Below are 23,106 nucleotides of genomic sequence, written 5' to 3'. Positions count from 1 at the left end.
TTAGTGGTTTTTAGTTTCTTTTTAGATATAAATATCCTTTGTTAGTCATAGCTTCTTGGTCAGAGTTCCATCGTGTTAGTATATAGAAATACGTACCTGTAGGTAGTTTTTGGTCTTTACTAACTGTTGCACGCCCTTCAGAGATTCCTCTAAATAAGTTTCCGTTAACTCCATAAGCATCAGTTTGATAAACTAAAACCCCCCATCTATTAAAAACCTTCAGGTTGTTGTTAGGGTAATTTTCAATACCATTAATACGGAAGAAATCATTAGCTCCGTCATCATCAGGAGAAACAGCATTAAAAATTTCAAAAGCAATTTCTTCAACAGGTAAATCCGTTATTGTAGGGTCATCAGGATCACCATCATTGTCAATATCAATATCATCTAAATTATTTGGGTCGTCAGAAGTATCAGTTACAGAGCCTCCTGAAGAATCTTCTGCTGTAACCAACGCTTGATTAGTAACGGATTCGTTTGTTAAGTCTTGCTCAGTTATAACATAAATGGCAGTAAAGGTTGTGTTATCTACTTCACCAGGCAATAGTTGAGAGATGGTGCTACCGTTAATTGTAATTCCAGGTAAGTTATCTTGTAAAGTAATATTATATAAAACTGAATCTCCGGTATTGTATATGATAAAACTATATGTTATGGTTTCTCCAACATCAGCATATCCATTTCCATTAGCATCATTAAAAGTGCTTACTTTTTCAAGAGAAATACTATTATTAGGTTGACACAATGTAGTTTGGGTTTGATCGTCTTCAAGAATACTGTTGTCGTCAGATAAATCACTTACATTGTTACCACCAACACTTGTACCTGTAGCACTAGCTTGATTATTAACTGAACCATTATCAATATCAGATTGAGTAATGGTGTAATTAGCAGAATAATTCCAAGTTTCATTAATATCAAGTTGATTGTCATTGTCAGTGTCACCAGATGCAAGAGTAATTGTACCACCGAGCATTGGGTCAGTAAGTACCACATTCGTAATAGTGGTATTACCAGTGTTTGTAAGCGTAAAACTGTAAGTTATTGTTTCTCCTGCATCACTACAACCATCAGTATCTTCATCATTGAAAGTAGCAGTTTTAATAAGAGCAATACCATCTGATTGGCACAATGTAGTTTGGGTTTGATCATCTTCAACTATACTATCATTATCAGATAAATCACTTACATTATTCCCGCTAATACTTGTACCTGTAACAGTTGCTTGGTTGTTTACAGAACCATTATCAATATTAGATTGTGTAATGGTGTAACTAGCAGAATAATTCCAAGTTTCATTAATATCAAGTTGATTGTCATTGTCGGTGTCACCAGATGCAAGAGTAACTGTACCACCTAGCATTGGATCAGTAAGAACAACATTCGTAATAGTGGTATTACCAGTGTTTGTAAGCGTAAAACTGTAAGTTATTGTTTCTCCTACATCACTACAACCATCAGTATCTTCATCATTGAAAGTGGCAGTTTTAATAAGAGCAATACCATCTGATTGGCACAGTGTAGTTTGGGTTTGATCGTCTTCAAGTATACTATCATTATCAGATAAATCACTTACATTATTACCACTGATACTTGTACCTGTAACAGTTGCTTGGTTGTTTACAGAACCATTATCAATGTTAGCTTGAGTAATGGTGTAACTAGCAGAATAATTCCAAGTTTCATTAATATCAAGTTGACTGTCAGTGTCAGTGTCACCAGATGCAAGAGTAATTGTACCGCCAAGCATTGGGTCAGTAAGAACGACATTCGTAATAGTGGTATTACCAGTGTTTGTAAGGGTGAAATTGTAAGTTATTGTTTCTCCTATGTTACTACAACCATCTGTATTTTCGTCATTAAAAGTAGCAGTTTTAATAAGTGCAATACTATCGGATTGGCATAGTGTGGTTAGTGTTTGGTCGTCTTCAAGTACACTATTGTCATCAGATAAATCTGTAACAATTACACCTAGAGATGATTCTCCTCTAGCTGTAGCTTGATTAGTAATTGATCCAGTATCAATATTTACTTGTGTTAAGGTGTAATCAGCAGTATAAATCCAAATTTCACCTACATCAAGTGTATTGTTGGTGTTTAAATCTCCTGAATCTAGAGCAATAGCTCCGCCTAGTAGAGGGTCATTTACAGTTACATTTACTAAACCGGTATTTCCTTGGTTGGTAACTGTCATTGTATATGTTATAGTTTCGCCAACATTACTACATCCATCTAAATTTTCATCGTTAAAAGTAGCTGTCTTAACAATGGCGATGTCTGGTGCTTGACATAAATCAATAGATGTTATGTCATCCTCTAGAACACTATTATCGTCTGATACATCAGTTACTGTACCTCCTGAAACAGTATTTGCTTGTACGGTAGCTTGGTTTTCGACAGATGTATTTGCTATATCAGGTGGAGTAATAATGTAAGATCCTGTGTATATCCATACTTCATCAACATCTAATTCATTATCTGAGTCAGTGTCTCCCGAACTGTAAGAAACTGATATTAAAGGATCGATTACGACTACTGAATTTAGTGTTGTGTTTCCTGTGTTTATTACAGAAAGAATGAAAGTTATAGTTTCTCCATCATCGCTACAGCCATCACCATTTTCATCATTAATTGTTCCTTGTTTAATCAGTGCTATATCTTCGGTTTGACATAAACTAACTACAGTTGGATCGTCTTCTAGTGTGCTGTTGTCATCAGATAAATCACTCACATTGGTTCCTCCTGTACTCAATCCTGTAACAGTAGCTTGACCAGTAATAGAACCATTGTCAATATCGTCTTGAGTAATAATATAGTCTAGCGAATATATCCATGTTTCGTCAACATCTAGTTCATTATCACCATCAGTATCACCAGAGTCTAATGTTAAAGGAGAAGGAGAAATAGGGTCTGTTAATTCAACGCTTGTAATACTAACATTCCCCGTATTGGTCACGGTATAAGTATATGTAATTGTTTCGCCTGGATTTGCACATCCATCACTGTCTATGTCATTAAAAATACCTTCTTTTAATAAAGCAATACCAGCTTGTTGACAAAAAGTTGAGTTAGTAGCATCTATATATCCACCATAAACTTCAATTGAGTTTACTGCTGCAACTAAAGAGTTTACAGTTAATTGAATTTCATCAAAACTAGTGCTAGTATCAAAAGCTATAACATAAAAACTATCTGTGCTAGTTGGAGTAATATTTACTAAACCTAGAGCTTCAAGAGCGAGTAGGTTGTTTGCTGTTTGTTGCTCTTGTTGAACGCCATCAAGATAAGTTGTGATGGTGAGTGTATTTAATAAGTCTGCTTGAAGTAAATCATTTGTATCTCTAATTACAAAACCAGCTTGGGTACCAGCAGGGTAATCAACAAGTACGTCTTGAACTGAAATTGAAGCACTTCCTGCTACACCAGCTACAATGTTTATAAGAGCATAATCAGAATTGTCCTCAGATATAACATTTACGGCATTGTCAACTTCGCAAGCGATACAAGCAACACCATCGGTTCCTGTATTTTCGTTGTTAATAATAACCGAACTACTAGGATTTGATATTACGTAAGGTTCATCACAATTAATTATTCCTGGGCAGAAAGATTGAAGTACCATTCCGTAAATTCGGGTACTACCTAAATCTAAAGAAAGAGTTTGTGTTATAGAAAGTTGTACTTCGTCAAAAGGTGCTGTGGTTATGAACCCTAATCGTACAGATTCACTTCCTGTTAATAATAAACCAGAATATACAGGAAGTAACTCAGTTGTTCCTGTTTTTGATTCAACAAGTACTCCGTCTAAATATGTGGTAATGGTAATGGCATCAAATAGTTGAGTGTTTAAAAGAGTAGTGTTTTCAATATCAAAACCAGCAAAAGTATTAGCGGTATAATCGGTAATTTCATTTTTGTAGGCTATAGATGCTGTGCCTGCTACACCTGCTAATAAGTTTATAGAAGCATAATTTGAAGTGTCAGAATCGATAGCATTATTAATGTTATTTACACTGCCTAGTGTTAAAAGACCTCCATTTCCTGTGTGTTCCTCTACAGCTCTTACAGGAAAGTTTGGTTTGGTAAGTTGGGTGGCTGTATTACATGCTAACTCAGGTCCTTCACAAAATCTATTAGTTACAGCAGCATAAATATTAGTTGTTGAAGCAACTCCTGCTAAACTTGAAATAGAGATTTCAACAGCATCATAATTCATAGAAGTATAAAAGCCAACATAAAACTGATCATCTCCTAAAATAGGGCTGTCTAAAGCTAGTAATGAAGTGCTTGTATTGGTTTCCTGTTGTACTCCATCAAGGTAAGTTGTTATGGTAATTGCACCTAAAAGGTCAGCTTGAATTACAGAAGTATTTTCTATTAAAAAACCTGCGTAACCACCTGGATCAAGAAATTCATCAGCTGTATTGTCGGTTACTGTTAAAGTATGTGTTACTCCAAGACCAACAAGCGTTGATATAGAAGCAAAGCTAGAAGGGTCGGTATCTATAATATTATTAGCGTCTGAAATTCCACAGCCTACTACACAGAGTCCAGAAGTATTTTCAGCTACTGTTAAGTCTGTAAAATTATCATTTGTTATAGCTACAGGATTTTCTGTATTACAAGGAATCGGATATTGTACACCATCAGTAAAAATAATATATTCTGCTGTAGATTGACATCCGTTAGCGTCTGTTACTGTTACGGTGTAGCTTCCTTGAGTTAAACCAGAAATAGAAGAAGATGTTTGGCCTCCAGGACTCCATAGATAGGTGTAGGGAGGTGTTCCTCCAGATACAGATAAAGAAATACTTCCATCTGAAGCTCCTATAGAGGTTTCTTTTATTGTACTTCCAGATATTTCAATCGAATTGTCTACGTAGCTGCCATAAACCTCAATACTATTAATAGTAGCAGCGAGTGAGCTGACTGTAAGCTGAATTTCATCGTATTGAAGTGAAGTAGAAAACCCTACTAAATAAAAACCATTAGTTGTAGATGGAGTTATATTTATTAGACCTAAAGCTTCAAGAGCTAGTAAATTATTTCCAGATTGTGTTTCTTGTACTGAACCATCTAAATACGTTGTTATAGTTAGAGAATTTAATAAATCTAATTGTAAAAGGTTATTTGTATCCCTAATAACGAAACCAGCAGAGCTTCCAGAAGGAAAATTACTTAGAACATTTTCAACTGAAATAGAAGCTGTACTTGCAACACCAGCAGTTACATTTATCATAGCAAAGCCAGATTCACTTTCGCTAATAACATTTGTTGCGTTATCTACTTCACAAGCTACACAAGCTACTCCATTTACACCAGTGTTTGTGTTATTAATTATTACAGGTTGAGAAGGATTGTTTAATAACGTAGCTGTGTCACAGTTTAAATCACCCTCACTAAAAGCTTCTAATATGAGACCATAAACTCTAGTGCTTCCTAAATCTAAAGAAAGAGTCTGTTGAATGGATAATTGAACTTCATCAAAAGGTAATGAAGTAACAAAACCTATTTGAGAGCGTTCGGTTCCTGTAAATAACAAACCGCTGTCTACGGATAGTAGTTCAGAGCTTCCTGTTTTAACTTCTTGTTGAACACCATCTAAATAAGTTGTTATGGTAATCCCATCAAGTAGTTCTAGATTTAAAACAGATGCATTTTCAATATCAAAACCTACATAAGTTTGTGCAGGATAATTTGTTAATTCATCTTTTATTGAAATACTACCAGTAGCTATAACTCCTAGGGTAAAATCAATACTAGCGTATGTGTTACTGTTTGAATCAATTGCTGAATTGGTGTTTGTAACAGTACCAACATTTAAAAGACCTCCCATTCCAGTACGTTCATCAACAATACGAGCAGGAAAATCAGTTTTGTTTAGTATAGTAGGAGTATTGGACTCTAAAGTAGGACCAACGCAAAAACTGTTAGTAACAGGATAATAAATATTAGTGCTTGATGCAATACCAGCTAAACTAGTAGCGGAAATTTCAATACTATCGTAATCTAAAGTTGTATAAAAACCCACATAAAACTGATCATTATTCAGTAGAGAACTGTCTAATGTTATTAATGAATTTCCAGAATTTGTTTCTTGTTCGGTACCATTTAGATAAGTTCTTATGGTGATTGAGCCTAGTAAATCTATTTGAGCTACAGAACCGTTTTCTATTAAAAAACCAGCATAACTTCCAGCTTCAAAATATTCATCGGTTGTTTCATCGGTTACTGTAATTGTATGGGTTACTCCCAATCCTAATAATGTGGATACAGTAGCGTAGTTTGTAAGGTCAGAATCTGTTAAATTGTTGAGATTAGAAATTCCACACCCTAACAAACAAAGACCGTCAGTATCTTCATTTACAGTTAAATCAGTAAAGTTAGATGAGATAATAGCAACAGGAGAATCGGTGTTACAGGGCACAGTTGTTGGCGGAGAGAAATTAATATTATCATTTAAATTTCTTTTTTCAGAAAAGGATGTAAGAATCAAGAACAAGAAAAATAATGAAGTGAATTTGAACTGTATGCAAGTTTTTTGCAACGTTAAGTACGTTTGGGTAATTCTTTTCATAATAGTTGATTGGTTAGACATTGTAAAGAACCCGTCAAGTCCTAGATAGTGGTTTACGGACACAGACAGTCATTACATTAGTTTAATAATGTTGAAAATAGCTTCTAAATAGTAAGATGTAATAGCTAATTTTTTAACAAAGCAATAATTCAGAGTTCATTTTACGGGGGTATAATTAGTTACTGAGTATTAGATATAAGTTATAAAACTTCCAAAAAATGGGAGTTTAAAAAGCAACAGCATTGTTGTTGAAGTAGCAGTAGGTCGATTTAAAATTTTCGTGAGAAATAATAGTTAATTACAGCTAACCTTTTTGGTAAGGTAAGAGATAAGTAATCATAATGATAGAGCTTAAATTAAAAAAACTTAAAATGTGTTCCAGTAAAACCAAATAAGGAATTACTTAGTTTCCAACAGTCAATAAATATTGACAGTAAATAGTATTTTAACTTTAAGGGTACTTTTTTTTAAAAAAAAACATTGATTCGCCGCGATAAAATCAATATTTAAATCATTAATTCTTTGTGAATATAATAAAAAAAATTCTAAAATAAAACATATTAATTAATGGAATTTGATTTTTATTGTGTTTTTGTCTGTGTTGATTGGTGCTTTTAGTTAGGGTTGATTTTAGATTATAATTTGAGTTGAGGGGTTAAAGGATAGTTATTTAATATCGTTTGTTAAGAATGTATTAACAATTTTTTAACTTCGTTTAGTTCGGTTTGTTCCGAACTAAACTTATTTTTGCAATGTAAATTTTTAATGATGATGAATCAAGCAGAAAAGAGAAAATGTGAATTAGTTGAGAAGCTAGGTATTTTTTTGGAAAAAAAAGAACAGTTAGCTCCAGTGGCGGCAAGGATATTTTCACACATTATTTTAACAGGAAAGCAAGGAACAACTTTTGAAGACTTGGTGTCTGGTCTGTGTGCTAGTAAGAGTACGATTTCAACACACCTTAATCACCTACAAGGATTAAAGAAGGTAAGTTATTTTACAAAAACAGGTGACAGGAAAAAATACTTTATCCTAAATAGTGATACTATGTTACAAGGAATAAGCAATATGGTAGAAGAATGGGAAGGAGAAAAGGAGTTACATATAGAAGTTAAAGAATATAAAGAAGGTATTAATAAAACATTGAAAGAAGAAGATAAGTTTGATCTTGATTTTCATGATAGTTTTATTGAGTTTTTAAATGGAGCTATAGAATCTATTACTAAACTGAAAGAAAAATTATAAACCACAAACACTAATTATTATATACATAAAATGAAATATCAACATATATACGGTATTGCTATTCTTAGCATTGTTGCATTATTTTTTACAAGCTGTGGAAAACAACAACAACAAAACCAACAGAAGCCAACAGCACTGCCTTTTCCAGTAGTTAAAGTAGCAAAAAAAACAATAACAAATTACCAAAGTTATCCTGTAACTATTGAAGGAGAAGTAAATAGTGAAATAAGACCAAAAGTTTCTGGATACGTAAAGAACGTTTTGGTAAAAGAAGGACAGAAAGTTAAACAAGGGCAACTATTGTTTAAGTTAGAAACCCAATCATTAAGTCAAGATGCTGAGGCAGCAAAAGCAGCTGTAAATACAGCGCAGGTTGAAGTTAATAAATTAAAACCATTAGTAGAAAAGAACATTATTAGTCCAGTTCAATTAGAAACAGCAAAAGCAAGTTTAGCACAAGCTAAAAGTAGTTATAACAGTATTGTAGCTAATATTAATTACGCTAATATAAAAAGTCCTGTGAACGGATTTGTAGGTTCAATTAATTATAGAAAAGGAGCTTTAGTAAGTGCACAAAGTGCAATGCCACTAACAAAAGTAGCTTCTATAAAAAATGTATATGCATACTTTTCTATGAATGAAAAAGAGTTTTTAAACTTCATTGCTTCAGCAGAGGGTGATACAATGGATGAAAAAATCAAAAAATTACCACCAGTAAAGTTATTGTTAGCTAATGGAAAAGAGTATGAACAAACTGGAATTATTGAAACCATTGCAGGAGATATTAACCAGCAAACAGGAACTATTAGCTTTAGAGCAAAGTTTGATAATAAAGCAGGCTTGTTACGTAACGGAAGTAGTGGTACAATCTTAATACCTAAAGTACATAACGATGCATTAATTATACCTTCAGAATCTACATTTGAACGTCAAGGTAAGGTATATGTTTATACAGTAAATAATGACTCTTTAGCTGAAAAAACTATTGAAGTAGAAGCACAAGTAGGAAAGCTTTATGTGGTAAAGTCAGGATTAACAATAGAACAAACCATTTTAGCAAAAGGCTTAAATAAAGTTCGTTCTGGAGCAAAAATTAAACCAGTTCCAACACCTTTAGACAGTATAGTTAACTCATTCGATACGGTATTTAAATAATAAAGAAAATCATGTTACAAAAATTTATAGAGCGTCCGGTACTCTCTACAGTAATTTCTATTATCATAGTAATATTAGGAGTACTGTCATTAACACAATTACCGGTAACGCAATATCCTGATATAGCACCACCAACGGTGCAGGTTACAGCTTCATATCCAGGAGCTAGTGCCGAAACAATTCTAGAAAGTGTTATTGTTCCTATAGAAGAACAAATAAATGGGGTAGAAGGAATGACTTACATGACTTCTACAGCAAGTAATACAGGTGCAGCAAGTATTCAAGTTTTCTTTGAACAAGGTTACGACCCTGATATTGCTGCGGTGAACGTACAGAACAGAGTTGCTAGAGCTAATGCTTTATTACCTTCTGAGGTTACAAGAGCAGGGGTTATTACAGCAAAACAACAAAACTCGGCACTTTTGTATGCCGCTATATTTTCAACAAACCCTGAATATGATGATGTTTTTATTCAGAATTATCTGAATATAAATGTAAAACCAGAATTGCAACGTGTTTCTGGAGTAGGGGCTGTAAATGTATTTGGAGCAAAAGACTATTCGATGCGTGTATGGTTAGATCCAGCAAAAATGGCATCATATAAGTTAGAACCTAGAGAAGTAATAGCTGCAATTAATGAACAAAGTTTAGAAGCAGCAGCTGGATCTTTAGGGCAAAACACAGGAGAATCTTTTGAATATGTAATCAAATATAAAGGACGATATAAAACGGCAAAAGAATATGAAAATGTTGTTGTAAAAGCTTTAGGAAATGGACAGTTTTTACGTGTTAAAGACGTAGCAAAAGTAGAGTTAGATGCATTTTCTTATTCATCACTTTCACGTACAAATGGAAATCCAGCACTTAACTTTGGAGTTTTTCAAACACCAGGATCTAATGCACAGGAAATTATTGAGAATATTTATGTAAAGCTGGAAGATTTAAAGAAAGATTTCCCAGAAGGATTAGATTATATCATTAACTACGACACAAACAAATTCTTAACAGCGTCTGTAGACAAAGTAAAAAGTACCTTGATTGAAGCCTTTTTATTAGTATTTATTGTAGTGTTCATTTTCTTGCAAGATTTTAAATCTACCTTAATACCAGCCATAGCAGTTCCAGTATCAATTATTGGTACGTTCTTTTTCTTAAACCTGTTTGGATATTCGATCAACCTGCTAACGTTATTCGCTTTAATCTTAGCAATCGGAATTGTGGTAGATGATGCCATTGTAGTAGTAGAAGCAGTACACGCTAAACTGGAAGATGGAGCAGAAAGTGCAAAAAAAGCATCAATTTCTGCCATGAGTGAAATTAGTGGAGCTATTGTGTCTATTACATTAGTAATGATGGCGGTATTTGTGCCAATTACTTTTATACAAGGACCATCAGGAGTATTTTATGAGCAATTTGGTGTAACATTAATGGTTGCCATCTTAATTTCAGCAGTAAATGCATTAACATTAACACCAGCCTTAAGTGCGTTGTTGTTAAAACCGCATAACGACGATCATAAGAAAAAAGGATTGTTACAGCGATTTTATGATGCTTTTAACGCAGGATTCAACGCGGTAACAAATAAATATACCAAGTCTTTAGGCTTTTTAGTTAAGCATAAATGGGTAACAGCAGGTATTTTAGGGTTAAGTGTTTTAGCTATTGTATGGGCAAGTAATACAATACCTACAGGTTTCGTACCATCAGAAGATAGAGGGGTAGTATTTATGAATGCTGAATTACCAGCAGGTTCCTCATTAGATAGATCATATAAAGTAACAGAAAAACTATATGAAAGTATTAAAGGAATTGAAGGAATAAAAGGAGCATCATTTATTAGTGGAAGAAACTTTTTCTCTGGAGAAGGAAGTTCGTATGCTATGGGCTTTATCATTTTAGAAGATTGGAGTGAAAGAGAAAGTGATGCGGAATCAGTTCAAAGCATAGTAGGTCAATTGTTTGGTAAAGCAGCGATGATACCAGATGCGAATATTATTTTCTTTACCCCACCAAGTGTGCCAGGTTTTGGTAGTGCAGATGGTTTTGAAATGAGATTATTAGACCGTTCAGCTAAGCCATTAACAGAAATGGATGCAACAGCAAAAGAATTTGTAGGTCTTTTAAATCAACAATCAGAAATAGCATATGCTTCTAACTCTTTTGATACTGGTTTCCCTCAGTTGGAATTAGATATCAATGTAGAAAGAGCTAAAGAGGCAGGAGTGTCAACAAGTGCTATCCTTTCAGCTTTACAAGGATATATTGGAGGTAATTATGCAGCTGACTTTAGTAGATTTGGAAAACAATTTAGAGTTTTTGTACAATCATTACCTGAAGATAGAGTAAATGAAGAAAGCCTAAATAGTATGTTTATAAAAACTCCAAGTGGAGAAATGACACCAATATCTCAATTTGTAAGCTTAAAACGTGTATATGGTCCTCAAACGGTAAATCGTTTCAACTTGTTTAACTCTGTAACAGTAAACGGAGGTGTAACTCCAGGATTTAGTACAGGAGATGCAATTACTAAAATAAACACCTTAGCAGAAAATAATTTACCAGAAGGTTATAGTGTTGCTTACTCAGGAATTACTAGAGAAGAAATAGCATCATCAGGACAATCTACCATTATTTTTATGATTAGTATTTTGTTTGTTTATTTCTTATTAGCAGCACAATACGAGAGTTACCTATTACCATTATCAGTAATTTTCTCATTACCAATTGGGGTAGCAGGAGCGTATTACACAACATATTTAGCTGGGTTAGAAAATAACATCTATTTCCAAATAGCCTTAATTATGTTGTTAGGTCTGTTAGCTAAAAACGCAATTCTTATTGTAGAATTTGCGATACAACGCCGTAAACAAGGAAAAAGCTTATACGAAGCAGCTATTGAAGGAGCAAAAGTACGTTTAAGACCTATTTTAATGACCTCGTTTGCATTTATCCTAGGGTTAATGCCGTTAGTATTAGCAAAAGGAGTAGGGGCTGCAGGAAATAACTCTATCGGAACTGGTGCTGCAGGAGGATTGTTAATAGGTACTTTAATAGGGGTATTCGTTATTCCTGTACTATTTGTGGTATTTCAATGGTTACAAGAAAAAGTATCAAGCAAACCAGTTGTTATTGAAACTAAAGAAGATTAATTATGAAACGTATACTAAATAAAACCTTGGTTGTAGCCGTAATGGCTACAACCTTACAAAGTTGTTTTGTTGCTAAGGATTATGCACGTCCTGAGTTAAAAGAAACAGAACATTTGTATAGAACAGATAATTTACCAAAAGATAGTATCTCAATGGCAGATGTATCATGGAAAGATATGTTTACTGATGCCCACTTGAAGCAATATATTGATGAAGGGCTTCAAAATAACTTAGATATCCGTGTAGCAATACAACAAATGGCAGCTGCTGAGGCTTATATGAAACAAGGCAAGGCAGGATATTTTCCTACTTTAAGTGTAGGAGCAAAAGCTACTCACCAAGAATTAGCAAAAAACAGCCAGTTTGGATCTTTTTTTAACGGTAGTATCGACCAGTATGATATAACAGGAAATCTTTCATGGGAAGCCGATATCTGGGGTAAAATACGAAGTAATAAACGAGCAGGAAAAGCAGGTTATTTACAAAGTGTAGCAGCTCATCAAGCAGTAAAAACTCAATTAGTTTCAGCAATAGCAACTACCTATTATCAGTTAGTAGCTTTAGATGCTCAGTTAGAAATTACTGAACAAACTATTGAAACGAGAGAGAGTAGTGTAAATACTATCAAAGCTCTTAAAGATGCAGGTCAGGTAAATCAGGTAGCAGTAGATCAAAATATTGCACAGTATAACAATGCAAAAGCACTAAAAGTAGATTTAGAAGCATCTATCTTTAAAATTGAGAATACACTAAATCTATTACTAGGAAGAACATCTGTAGTTATTGAAAGAAGTAAACTATCAGAACAACAATTAGATGCAGCTATTAAAGTAGGTGTTCCAGCAACTTTATTAAGAAATAGACCAGATGTTATGGCAGCTGAATATGGTTTAATAAACGCTTTTGAAATGACTAATGTTGCCAAAAGTAATTTTTACCCATCGTTAACAGTAACGGCAAGTGGAGGATTTCAAAGTTTAGAGTTAGATGAATTATTAAGCACAAACTCTTTGTTTGCAAATATTATAGGAGGTTTAACACAGCCTATTTTTAATCAAAGAAAGATTAAAACACAACATGAGGTAGCTAAAGCACAACAAGAACAAGCATTGTTAACTTTTAAAAAGACTTTGTTAACTGCTGGAAATGAGGTTTCAAATGCACTTTTTGATTATAAAGCAGAAACCGAAAAGTTTGATTATAGAAAAAATGAAGTTGAAGCTTTACGAAGAGCAGAAGTAAACTCTGAAGAGTTGTTAAAAAATGGATATGCTAATTATTTAGATTTATTAACAGCAAGAGAAAGAGCTTTAAATGCTGAGTTAAATGTTATCAATAACAAGTTAAATCAGTTATTAAGTGTTGTTAATTTATATGAAGCACTTGGAGGCGGTTGGAAGTAAATAGGTTATAATGGGTAATAGGTCAAAACTTATTAAGGTAGCCAAAGAAAAGTTTATAGCATTTGGCAGTAAGCATACCACAATGGATGAAATAGCTGAGCTACTCGGAATTTCAAAAAAAACTATTTATGCTTGCTTTTCTTCAAAAGAGGAATTGATAATTGAAAGTATTAAAGAATTAATAAATGAATTCAAAATTGATACTGAGCCTATTTTAAAATCTGATAAAACAGCATTAAGTAAAGTAATAGAGATATATAAAGTAATTTTTAAGTACGTAGAAAAGTTTAAACCTTCATTTATTTTTGGGTTAAAAAAATACTACCCTAATGCTTACGATGCTTATAAAGAGATTACTACAGATGTTGTTTCAACAGATATAATGAATTTACTAGAAGAAGCCAAAACACAGGGAGAAATAAGATCTGATGTAGATCTTGAATTATTTAGTAAGTTATATTTAAGCGGGCTTGAGAGTCGTTTGTTTGATGCAGATAATTTGTTTGACGATTACTCAAAAGAAGTACTATTAGAGTATATGATTATTAATAACTTAAACTCTCTAAAACCCGCTAAATAAGTACACAAGTTTTTGTGGTTTTTGATAAGAAGTGTCATGTAGTATGTTATCATATCTGCAAGACACTTTTTTTGTGTTTGAAGATCAGGTAGTTATTAAAAAGGATTAAGGGAAAGTATTTTGATGTATTTTTGTGGGAAATAAATAAAATTTGCTAAAAAAAATAACCATATATCTATTACTTAGTCTTGTAACCCAGTTGTATAGTCAGAATAAAGTAGATTCACAGTTTGCTGAAGTTCAGAAAAAAGCAGAGAGTTATTTAGAAAAACTACAAGAAAACTATAAGGAAGGAAACTACAAACTTCATAAGATTTATAGTGATTCTCTTTATAATATTTCTAAAGAGAATAACCTAAAAGATCTACAAGTAAAAGCAATGGTTAATCAAGCAATAAGCTTGAACATGCAAACAAAGTATGTAGAAGGTATAGCATTGTATAAAGAAGCATTAGTCGTAGCAAAAACAATACAAGAAAGTAAACAAGCTGAAACTCTAGTGCTGGTTAATTTAGGAAACACATATAATAATGTTGAGCTTTATGAAAAAAGTATAGAAACCATGAAGAAGGTTTTAAAGCAAACTACCTATATGAAGAAACCTAACTTAATAAAAATGGCTGCGTTGAATGGTTTATCAACAAGCTACTCAGCTTTAAATAATGAGGAAAAATCACTGTTTTATGCGCAGCAAGTAAAAAAAATAGGAGAAGAAACAGGAAATGAAAGTATTGTTTTAACATCATTAAACCATATCAGCAGTTCGTATTATAAGTTAGGAGAATATGAAAAATCAGTTGAAATAGCTAATAGAGCTAGAAAGTATAAGGCTTTTGAAAAAAATACTAGAGTAAAAGCATGGATTTTTGTCAATTTAGGAGTCGCAAATTTAAAGTTAGAACATTACAATAAAGCGGAAGAAAATTTAAAACAAGCATTAAGTATAGCTTCTGAAAGGAATATAGAAGAAATAGAAATGATATGTTATAAAAATCTAGCTATAATATATCAAAAGCTAAACAAAACAACAGCTTATTTAAATGCAGAAAAGAAACATAACAAAAGCCGAATAAGTTTTCTAAAGAATCAAAAGAAAGCTATTACAGAGGAGCTAAAAGCAGAAATTGGAGCAAGAGAAAAAACAGTTTTAGCACAAGAAAACACAAAAGCGCTACTTTCAGAACAACAAAAAAGTTTGTTGTGGTTTGGTGTGTTTTGTGTAATTGGTTTAGGAGGTGTGTTTTGGATTTACATAAAAAAGAATGAAGAGAAAAGTGATATAAAAGAAACAAATAAAATAACAGAAAAGATAAAAGAAGCTTCTGAAAAGTATAAAAATTCCTCATTGTCAAAAGAAGATAGAGTTTCTTACCAGCAAAAAATATTAAAAGCAATAGAAGAAGAAAAGATATACTTAAATCACGATTTAACTCAAGCAAACTTTGCAAAAAAACTATCGTTAAGTAGTCATCATTTATCTGAAGTATTTTCGTTTGAATTTGATAAAAACTTCTACCAACTTATCAATTCATATCGAATAAAAGAAGCTAAAAAAATATTAGAACAACCTACTAATAAAGATTACAAAATAATTGCTGTAGCCTACGATGCTGGTTTTAAAAGTAAAACAACATTCAACCGTGTGTTTAAAGAACAAACAGGTTATACACCTACAGAGTACCGAAAAAAACTAATAAAATAGGTTCCACTCTATAGAATGATACTTCTATAACAACCAGCGGTTATATCTTGCGCCTTATTATTTAATAGTACAATCAAACAAAAAACATCTATGATTATTTAGGTGGTTTTACATCATGTGTTATGTTGTAAAATTAAAATGGTTAGTTAAGAAGAAGTTTAAAATTAGATTAAAAAGAATGAGGAAATTTATTAGTAAGTTTTTAAAGAATAGTTTTACAGTACTTTTTTTTATTGTAAGCAGTCAATTGTTTTCACAGTCATTTACATCTTTATGGAATACTACAAATGTTAGCACTGATTCTTCAGCAGATAATGAAATAACCATACCAACCAATTCAGCTTATACTTATTCTTATACCATTGACTGGGGTGACGGAAATATAGACTCAAATGTAACGGGAGATATTACACATACCTATGCTACACAAGGAACTTACACAATTAAGATAGATGGTACGTTTCCTGCAATCTATTTTAACAATGCTGGAGACGTTGACAAAATTATTGAAATATTGTCTTGGGGTACAATTCAATGGCAAAGTATGGAAAATGCATTCTACGGATGTTCAAACCTAAATTTTGATGCCATTGCTCCACCAGATTTAAGCCAAGTTACTAGTTTACAAAATGCTTTTAGAGATTGTTCATTATTTAATGGTATTATGAATAATTGGAATATGAGCACCATAACTAATATATCAGGATTATTTATGGATTGTGAAATTTTCAATAGACCTTTAGATCAGTGGGATACATCTAATGTAACAGATATGTCTTACACTTTTTACGATGCAAGCAATTTTAATGAACCATTAGATAATTGGAATACTTCAGCGGTAACTACTTTAGAAAACTTTTTATATAGGGCTCGTAAATTCAATCAAAATATTAATAGCTGGAATGTAGCTAATGTTGTTAATATGGAAGGAGCTTTTTACGATACAGGTGCATATAATCAACCAATGAATAATTGGAATGTTGGTAATGTTATCAATACGAATAACACATTTAAAGGTTCTAGCTTTAATAGTCCAATAGATAACTGGGATGTAAGTAGTGTTACAACAATGGCGGGAATGTTTAGTCAATCTAAATTCAATCAACCCTTAAATAGTTGGAATGTTAGTAATGTTACTGATATGTCTAAGCTATTTTTTAGAAACAGAACCTTTAATCAACCTTTAAACAATTGGAATGTAAGTAATGTTACAAATATGTCAGGTATGTTTGATGGATGGGCTTGGGGAGCAGTTTTTAATCAATCTATAGGTAACTGGGATGTAAGTAATGTTACTGATATGAGTTACATGTTTCGAGATAACTCTGGTTTTAATCAGCTCATAGGTAATTGGGATGTGAGTAATGTAATTACTATGAGTGGAATGTTTGAAGGAGCTATTGCTTTTAATCGGGATATAAGCTTGTGGAATATTAGTAAGGTTACCGATGTAGAAAGTATGTTTGAAAGAACAGAAGCTTTCAATCAGCCATTGAATACTTGGGACGTAAGCAATATTACTAATATGCGTAACATGTTTCAACAAGCAGAAGCTTTTAATCAACCTTTGAATAGCTGGGATGTAAGTAGTATTACGAGCTTTCAATATATGTTTGATAGAGCTATATCCTTTAATCAAGATATAACCAGTTGGGAAACCGGAAATGTTAGAAACATGTCTTATATGTTCAATCAGGCTACTTCATTTAATCAAAATATAGGAGTCTGGGACATATCTAGTGTTACAAACATGACAAATATGTTGTCAAGTAGTGGTATTTCTCAAGAGAATTATGATAATATTCTTATAGCCTGGAGTGTTCAAACAGTTCAAAACAATATTAACTTAGGAGCGACGAACCTTAATTATTGTGATGCATTAAACCAGAGACAAAGTTTAATTGATAATAACGGTTGGACTATATCAGGAGATATTGTGAACTGTTCCTATGTATTATGTACTCAAATAACAATGCCACAAGCAGGTGACACACAAGTGCCTGCAAACAGTGATATTCGTTGGAACCCAGCTCCTAATGCTACAGGGTATAGAATTAGTGTAAGAAGAGAAAACGGAGCGACTTCACAAGTTATATATAATAATGAAGATGTAGGAAATGTAGTAGGAGTCGACTTTACCAATGAATTTATAGCAGGAGATACTGTATATGTAACAGTTGTCCCGTATAATGATGAAGGACCAGCTACAGGTTGCCAAGAAATTAGTTTTACAGTAATAGAAAGTTGGGTAAATAGTCCAGATGTATTCAAGCTTACCTATGATACAAGTATTCAATCTTCACGCACTACACCAACAAATCAGTTAAGAATAGAAACAAATTCAGGTTATCCAAAATATCTTACATACAACTATTCTATAGATTGGGGAGATGGACAATATAACCATAATGTTACGGGTGATATTACACACACATACCTTACCCCAGGGATTTATACAGTAAGTATTATTGGTGTTTTTCCTTCTCCAAAGCATGAAACTTTTGGAGACTCTGACAAGTTATTATCTATAGATCAATGGGGAACACAAGTCTGGGAAAGTATGTACGAAGCTTTTTATAGTTGCGCAAATATGGAGTACAATGCCACAGATATTCCTAATCTAAGCAATGTAACGGATATGGAAAGAATGTTTAGTTCATGCAGGAAATTTAATGGAAACATAAATAATTGGAATGTTAGCAATGTAACGAACATGCGTAGTATGTTTAGTGGAACTTCAGTTTATGACCAACCACTTAATAACTGGAATGTAAGTAATGTTACTAATATGAACTATATCTTTGGTAGTGCTGTAAAGTTTAATCAAGATATAGGGAACTGGAATACCGGAAATGTAATAAATATGGGAGGTATGTTTCAGAATGCAGAAGTATTTGATCAGAATCTTAATAATTGGAATGTAAGTAATGTTACAGATATGAGTAGTATGTTTGAAAGAGCAGAAGCATTTAACCAGCCACTTGATAACTGGGATGTAAGCAATGTTACCAATATGTCTGAAATGTTTAAAGGATTTATTTCAAGTATGGCTTTTAATCAAAATATAGATAATTGGGATGTAAGTAATGTTACAGATATGTCTGAAATGTTTCAGAGATGTGTTGATTTTAATCAACCTTTAAATTCTTGGAATGTAGGTTCTGTTACAAATATGACTTCAATGTTTGAAAGCGCATCTGTATTTGATCAACCACTAGATAGTTGGAATGTATCTAAGGTTACTAGCATGGAGAGTATGTTTCAAAGCGCTGGTGATTTTAATCAAAATATAAATAGTTGGAATGTAACCAATGTAACGAACATGAGTTTAATGTTTTACAATGCTCAAATGTTTGATCAACCGTTAAATTCTTGGGATGTAGATTCAGTAGTTAATATGTCAGGGATGTTCCGAAGAGCAGAGGTGTTTAATCAACCATTAAATAATTGGGATGTAAGTGCTGTTGCTAATATGAGCCAAATGTTTCAACAAGCCACAGTTTTCAATCAACCATTAAATTCTTGGAATGTAAGCTCAGTAACGTTAATGCCTTCAATGTTTGAAGAAGCTATTGCTTTTGATAACCCGTTGGAAAACTGGAATGTTTCAGTAGTTACAAACTTTGAAGCAATGTTTAAAGATGCAGAAATATTTAACCAACCTTTAGGGAATTGGAATACAGGCGAAGCACAAACGATGGCTGAAATGTTTTATGGAGCGTCTAAATTTAATCAAGATATTAATAACTGGAATGTATCTTTTGTAACCACCATGCAAGAAATGTTTCGGGGAGCAACATCTTTTAATAAATCGTTAGATTCTTGGAATGTAGCATCAGTAACAAATATGCAAGGTATGTTTCAATCAGCAGAGGTCTTTGATGGTGCTATTGGAAGTTGGAATATCAGGAGAGTAACCACCATGCAAGATATGTTTAATGGAGCAATAAACTTTAATCAACCTATTAATAATTGGAGACCAACAGCAGTGACAAACATGGATAGAATGTTTCAAGGTGCAAGTTTGTTTAATCAATCTTTAAACCAATGGTTATTAAATACGGTATCTATGAACGCTATGTTTAATAACGCTACAGTTTTTAATCAAGATTTAGGTGATTGGAATATTAGTGGTGTAACTAACATGCAAAATATGCTAGATAATACAGCTCTTACCAGAGTAAATTATGACAATACGCTTATTGCATGGTCAGAACAAACACTAACATCAGGAATAAACCTAGGAGCTAACACTCTTATATATTGCGATGCTGTAGAAGAAAGGCAATCAATGATTGATAATTTTGGATGGTCTTTTACAGGTGATGTCTTAGATTGTCCTATTCCAGAATGTACACAGTTAATAGCTCCTTTAAATGGAGCAACAGATGTTCCTGTAAATACTAATTTAACTTGGGAATCTGTTTTGTATGCACGTGAATATGCTTTAACAATTAGAATTGAACCATCTGGAACCATAATAAATGAAACTGTTGTAAATGCCACCACTTATGAATTCGCTACAGATTTTTCAGGAGGAGAAACAGTTCATGTTACTATTGTACCTTCAAACGAAAATGGAGATGCGGTAGGACCTTGTTCAGAAGAAAGTTTTACCCTATCTACAACTCCATCAACAGTACCAAATTGTACCAATTTAACCTTACCAATTGCAGGTGCTGCCGATATACCTGTTAGTACAAATTTAGAATGGAATGTTATAAGCAATGCAGATGGGTACAGGCTTACAGTAGGAAGTACTTCTGGAGGGTCAGATATTCTTAATAGTATTGATGTAGGTAACAGTACAACATATGATTTACCTGTAGATTTACCAGAAGACACCGATATTTTTGTAACTATAACTCCTTATAACGATGAAGGAGATGCAATAAGTTGTGGAGGAGAATCTTTTAAAACAGAGTTTATTCCAGTAGCACCTAGTTGTACAAGTTTAGTGAATCCTATAAATGGTTCAACGAATGTTCCGTTGAATACTGACATTTCTTGGAATGAAATTGCAGAAGCAACAGGGTATTTAGTAAGTGTAGGAACTACTCAAGGAGGAATAGAAGTTGTGAATAGTATTGATGTAGGAAACACTACTTCGTATAGTTTTACCCAAGATCTACAAGAAAATAGAATACATTATGTTCGTATAATTCCATACAATGATGTAGGTGACGCTACAGGTTGTGTAGAAGAAAGTTTTACTACAGGAGGTGCAGTTGTAAATGTGCCAAATTGTACCATAATCACAGTTCCAAGTAACGGAGCAACGAATGTTAGTGTTAGTACAGGAATTAGTTGGGACGCAGTAGCTGATGCAGATGGGTATTACCTGTCAATCGGAACAACTTCAGGCGGAACTGATATTGTAAATAATGAAGTAGCAACAGGAACGAGTTACACACTAGCAAATGATTTACCAGAAACAACAACAATTTATGTCTCGGTGACTCCTTATAATTTTGTAGGAAGTGCTACAGGTTGTTCAGAGATTAGTTTCACTACGGAAACATTGCCAACAGCCCCAAATTGTACAACAATCACAGTTCCAAGTAACGGAGCAACGGATGTTAGTGTTAACACTGGAATCAGTTGGGATGCAGTAGCTGAAGCAGATGGATATTACCTGTCAATTGGAACAACTTCAGGTGGAACTAATATTGTAAATACTGAATCAGTAACAGGGACGAGTTACACACTAGCTAGTGATTTACCAGAAACAACAACAATTTATGTCTCGGTGACTCCTTATAATTCTATAGGAAGTGCTACAGGATGTTCAGAGATTAGTTTTACAACCGAAGTATTGCCAACAGTACCGAATTGTACAACAATCACAGCTCCAGGTAACGGAGCACCGAATGTTAGTGTTAACACTGGAATCAGTTGGGATGCAATAGCTGATACGGATGGATATTATCTGTCAATCGGAACAACTTCAGGTGGAACTGATATTGTAAATACTGAATCAGTAACAGGGACGAGTTATACACTAGCTAGTGATTTACCAGAAACGACCACAATTTATGTCTCGGTGACTCCTTATAATTCTGTAGGAAGTACCACAGGTTGTTCAGAAATTAGTTTCATTACAGAAACATTGCCAACAGCCCCAAATTGTACAACAATCACAGTTCCTAACAGTGGAGCAACGGATGTTAGTGTTAGTACCGGAATTAGTTGGGACGCAGTAGCTGATGCAGATGGATATTACCTGTCAATTGGAACAACTTTAGGCGGAACTGATATTGTAAATAATGAATCAATAAGAGGAACGAGTTACACACTAGCAAGTGATTTACCAGAAACGACCACAATTTATGTCTCGGTGACTCCTTATAATTCTGTAGGAAGTGCCACAGGTTGTTCAGAAATTAGTTTTACTACAGAAACATTGCTAACAGCCCCAAATTGTACAACAATCACAGTTCCAAGTAACGGAGCAACGGATGTTAGTGTTAGTACAGGAATTAGTTGGGACGCAGTAGCAGATGCTGAGGGATATTACCTATCAATCGGAACAACTTTAGGTGGAATTGATATTGTAAATAATGAATCAATAAGAGGAACGAGTTACACACTAGCAAGTGATTTACCAGAAACGACCACAATTTATGTTTCGGTAATTCCGTACAATTCGGTAGGAAGTGCCACAGGTTGTTCAGAAATTAGTTTTACAACCGAAGCATTACCAACAGCACCGAATTGTACAACAATCACAGTTCCAAGTAACGGAGCAACGAATGTTAGTGTTAGTACCGGAATTAGTTGGGACGCAGTAGCTGATGCAGATGGATATTACCTGTCAATTGGAACAACTTCAGGCGGAACTGATATTGTAAATAATGAAGTAGTAACAGGAACGAGTTACACACTAGCAAGTGATTTACCAGAAACGACCACAATTTATGTCTCGGTGACTCCATATAATTCTATAGGAAGTGCTACAGGTTGTTCAGAAATTAGTTTTAGAACAGAAGAAGGTTTAGTAGGAGAAACTAAATATGGTTTTTCTCCGAATGGTGATGGAGTAAATGACTTTTGGGAAATAAAAGGAATTGAAGAATATCCTAACAATTCAGTAACTGTTTTTAATAGGTGGGGAGATATGGTGTTCCAGATAAAAGAATATGATAATCAGTTTAATGTTTTTAGAGGTGTTGCCAATAAGCTAACAAGTATGGGAGGTGATAAGTTGCCAGCAGGAACATACTTTTTCAATATAAAAATTTCAAAAGGGGGAAATTCAACAGAAAAGAAAGGGTTTTTAGTTTTAAAAAGATAAG

Annotated in this window: 8 protein-coding genes; 7 read left to right on the top strand and 1 reads right to left on the bottom strand. The window is 33.4% G+C overall.

What is annotated here, in order from left to right; translation table 11 throughout:
- Positions 1 to 10: 10 nt before the first annotated feature.
- Positions 11 to 6,577, bottom strand: a complete 6,567-nt coding sequence (locus ACTPNM_RS15500) for a DUF7507 domain-containing protein (RefSeq protein WP_440122692.1) — start codon at positions 6,575 to 6,577, stop codon at positions 11 to 13.
- Positions 6,578 to 7,345: 768 nt separating this feature from the next.
- Here ACTPNM_RS15500 and ACTPNM_RS15495 point away from each other — a divergent pair.
- The 7 genes from ACTPNM_RS15495 (at position 7,346) to ACTPNM_RS15465 (ending at position 23,105) form a co-directional block, all read left to right on the top strand.
- Positions 7,346 to 7,822 carry a GbsR/MarR family transcriptional regulator gene (locus tag ACTPNM_RS15495; protein WP_274639556.1) on the top strand — a complete coding sequence of 159 codons (477 nt, stop codon included), beginning with the start codon at positions 7,346 to 7,348 and terminating at the stop codon, positions 7,820 to 7,822.
- A gap of 30 nt (positions 7,823 to 7,852) precedes the next feature.
- A complete protein-coding gene (locus ACTPNM_RS15490; RefSeq protein ID WP_274639557.1) occupies positions 7,853 to 8,977 on the top strand; it encodes an efflux RND transporter periplasmic adaptor subunit in 1,125 nt (374 codons plus the stop codon).
- 11 nt (positions 8,978 to 8,988) lie between these two features.
- Positions 8,989 to 12,126 (top strand): efflux RND transporter permease subunit, encoded by a 3,138-nt coding sequence (locus ACTPNM_RS15485; RefSeq protein ID WP_440122689.1) that lies wholly within the window; start codon positions 8,989 to 8,991, stop codon positions 12,124 to 12,126.
- 2 nt (positions 12,127 to 12,128) lie between these two features.
- Positions 12,129 to 13,529 carry an efflux transporter outer membrane subunit gene (locus ACTPNM_RS15480; RefSeq protein ID WP_440122687.1) on the top strand — a complete coding sequence of 467 codons (1,401 nt, stop codon included), beginning with the start codon at positions 12,129 to 12,131 and terminating at the stop codon, positions 13,527 to 13,529.
- A gap of 10 nt (positions 13,530 to 13,539) precedes the next feature.
- Entirely contained in the window at positions 13,540 to 14,109 is a 570-nt protein-coding gene (locus ACTPNM_RS15475) for a TetR/AcrR family transcriptional regulator (protein ID WP_274639560.1), read from the top strand.
- Positions 14,110 to 14,308: 199 nt separating this feature from the next.
- Positions 14,309 to 15,811 (top strand): helix-turn-helix domain-containing protein, encoded by a 1,503-nt coding sequence (locus ACTPNM_RS15470; RefSeq protein WP_440122685.1) that lies wholly within the window; start codon positions 14,309 to 14,311, stop codon positions 15,809 to 15,811.
- A 178-nt stretch (positions 15,812 to 15,989) separates the two neighbouring features.
- Positions 15,990 to 23,105, top strand: a complete 7,116-nt coding sequence (locus tag ACTPNM_RS15465; RefSeq protein ID WP_440122683.1) for a BspA family leucine-rich repeat surface protein — start codon at positions 15,990 to 15,992, stop codon at positions 23,103 to 23,105.
- The last annotated feature ends 1 nt before the right edge of the window (position 23,106 follow it).

The sequence above is a fragment of the Tenacibaculum sp. Ill genome (assembly GCF_051938915.1).
GTDB classification, from domain to species: Bacteria; Bacteroidota; Bacteroidia; order Flavobacteriales; family Flavobacteriaceae; genus Polaribacter; species Polaribacter larymnensis.
Note: the sequence above shows the minus strand (reverse complement) of the source record. Positions and strands in the feature narration are given on the sequence as shown.

Bases quoted from the DNA above. Each gene is read 5' to 3' on its own strand.
- ACTPNM_RS15500 (WP_440122692.1), bottom strand. From the start codon at position 6,577: ATGAAAAGAATTACCCAAACGTACTTAACGTTGCAAAAAACTTGCATA.
- ACTPNM_RS15495 (WP_274639556.1), top strand. From the start codon at position 7,346: ATGATGAATCAAGCAGAAAAGAGAAAATGTGAATTAGTTGAGAAGCTA.
- ACTPNM_RS15490 (WP_274639557.1), top strand. From the start codon at position 7,853: ATGAAATATCAACATATATACGGTATTGCTATTCTTAGCATTGTTGCA.
- ACTPNM_RS15485 (WP_440122689.1), top strand. From the start codon at position 8,989: ATGTTACAAAAATTTATAGAGCGTCCGGTACTCTCTACAGTAATTTCT.
- ACTPNM_RS15480 (WP_440122687.1), top strand. From the start codon at position 12,129: ATGAAACGTATACTAAATAAAACCTTGGTTGTAGCCGTAATGGCTACA.
- ACTPNM_RS15475 (WP_274639560.1), top strand. From the start codon at position 13,540: ATGGGTAATAGGTCAAAACTTATTAAGGTAGCCAAAGAAAAGTTTATA.
- ACTPNM_RS15465 (WP_440122683.1), top strand. From the start codon at position 15,990: ATGAGGAAATTTATTAGTAAGTTTTTAAAGAATAGTTTTACAGTACTT.